This window comes from Variovorax sp. M-6 (assembly GCF_052114385.1).
Classification (GTDB): domain Bacteria; phylum Pseudomonadota; class Gammaproteobacteria; order Burkholderiales; family Burkholderiaceae_C; genus Variovorax.
The window spans coordinates 1-2471 of record NZ_JBFREQ010000086.1; the positions used below are offsets into that span (position 1 = coordinate 1).

The window sequence follows — 2471 nt, forward strand, 5'->3', positions numbered from 1 at the left end:
TGGGCGTCGCGCTGTTTGCCGGCATCGCCACCATCCTGATCGCGGTCATCGGCGGCATCGCGACCTACATCGACAACTACTACACCACCAGCATCGGACAGTGGGTCGCCAACGACCTGCGCCTGCGCATCTACGAGCACCTGCACCGGCTGTCGCTGGCGTTCTACGACAACGCCAAGACCGGCACCCTGATGTCGACCATCACCAGCGACGTCTCGACGGTGCAGAACTTCGCCTCCTCGTCGACGCTCGGGATCATCGTGGACATCGTCACSATCGTCTTCATGCTGGGCCTGATGGTCTGGCTCGACTGGGACTTCACGCTGATCGCGATCGCGGTCATGCCCTTCCTGCTGCTGTTCGTGTTCCGCTTCAAGAAGGCGGTCAAGGAGGTCACGCGCGAAGTCCGGGTGCGCCAGAGCGAGATCGTGGCCGTGGTCCAGGAAGGCCTGGGCTCGGTGCGCGCGATCAAGGCCTTCGGMCGCCAGGACCTCGAAGTCACGCACATGGAGGCCGCCAGCCACGCGAGCACCGAAGCGGCGYTGCGSGCGCGCAAGATCAAGTCGCTGCTGTCGCCGGTGGTCGCCGTGGTGGTGGCGCTGTGCACCGGCATCGTGCTGTGGAAAGGCACGGCGCTGATCATCGCCGGCACCATGACGGCCGGCGCGCTGACCGTGTACCTCGCCTACCTCTCCAAGTTCTTCAAGCCGGTGAAGGACCTCGCSGGCATGGCCAGCACCATCGCGCAGACCACSGTSGCMCTYGAGCGGATCCAGAAGATCCTGGGCGCCGACGACATCATCCGCGAGCACCCGCAGGCCACCGACCCGGGGCGCGCCCGCGGCGAGATCACCTTCGAGCACGTGGCCTTCGGCTACGGCGACGATGCGCCGGTGCTGCGCGACGTCAGCTTCACGATCAARCCCGGCCAGGTGGTCGGCATCGTGGGSCCGACCGGCAGCGGCAAGTCGACGGTGGTGAGCCTGATGCCGCGCTTCTACGACCCCACCGGCGGCCGGGTGCTGATCGACGGCCTCGACATCAGCCGCCAGAAGCTGGCGCCGCTGCGCGCGCAGATCGGCTTCGTGCTGCAGGAGACGGTGCTGTTCCGCGGCACCATCGGCGAGAACATCGCCTACGGCAAACCCGGCGCCAGCAGGGAAGAGATCGTGGCCGCGGCCAAGCTCGCSAATGCCGACGAGTTCATCAGCCGCATGCCGCRCGGCTACGACTCGCTGGTCGGCGARCGCGGCGACACGCTGTCGGGYGGCCAGCGCCAGCGCATCGGCATCGCGCGCGCGGTGATCCGCAACAGCCCGATCATGATCCTCGACGAGCCGACCGCCGCGCTCGACACCGAGTCCGAACGYCTGGTCATCGAGGGACTGGAGCGGCTGATGCAGGGCCGCACCGTGATCATGATCGCGCACCGCCTGAGCACCTTGCGCWACGCCGACAAGATCATCGTGCTGAAGGACGGCATCGTGGTCGAGGAAGGCACCAACGACGAGCTGGTCGCGCTCGGCGGCGTCTATGCCGAGCTGCACCGCATCCAGTACGAAAACCCCACGGCCGCTGCGGCCGCGCCCGCCTGAGGAAATCATGTCGCACCGATTGATCGTTCTGCCCGACGACACCGCCAAGCCGATCCTGGACGCGATCAACGCGGCCAAGGCCGCGCTGAACATCCGGATGTTCCTGTTCACCGACGAGACGCTGCTCAACGCGGTGATCGCCGCCAAGCAGCGCGGCGTCAAGGTCCGGGTGATGCTGAACCCGGCGCGGCGCACCGGCGAGGCCGAGAACGAGGCCTCGCGCAAGACACTGACCGACGCCGGCATCGAGGTGCGCGACAGCAATCCGAAGTTCGACCTGACGCATCAGAAGTCGATGGTGGTGGACGACCAGGCCGGCTTCGTCGAATCGCTGAACTGGGAGCCCAAGGACCTGACCGTGACGCGCGACTACGCGGTGGTGACGACGCACGACCTGGAGACGCGCGAGATGGTGGCCTGCTTCGATGCCGACTGGGCGCAYGAGGACTTCACGCCGCACCCCGAGTCGCGGCTGATCTGGTGCCCCGACAACGGCCGCGAGCGCGTGGCGGCCTTCATCGACGGCGCCAGGCACACGCTGTGGGTGCAGAACGAGCGCTACCAGGACACGGTGATCATCGAGCGCCTGGTGCGGGCAGCGGTCCGCGGCGTCAAGGTCCATATCCTGACCAAGCCGCCGCATTCGCTCAAGGCCGAGAAGCTGATCGAAGGGGTGGGCGGGCTGCGCATCCTGCAGGACGTCGGCGCCAAGGTGCAYACSATGAAGCACCTGAAGCTGCACGCCAAGATGATGCTGGCCGATGGCGAGCGCGCGATCGTCGGCTCGATCAACCTGGCGCCGGGCAGCTTCGACGGCCGGCGCGAACTGGCGATCGAGACCGACCACCCGGGCACGGTGCAGCGGCTGGAGGAAAC

The 2471-nt window shown here is 67.2% G+C and carries 2 protein-coding genes; both read left to right on the forward strand.

Translation table 11 applies throughout. The features are described 5' to 3' along the window. The coding region (locus tag AB4Z46_RS35190) for an ABC transporter ATP-binding protein (RefSeq protein WP_442288187.1) at positions 1-1595 on the forward strand (1595 nt) is incomplete at its 5' end. Between the two features lie 7 nt (positions 1596-1602). Beyond that, positions 1603-2471: phospholipase D-like domain-containing protein (locus AB4Z46_RS35195; RefSeq protein WP_442288188.1), on the forward strand; the 869-nt coding region annotated here is incomplete at its 3' end.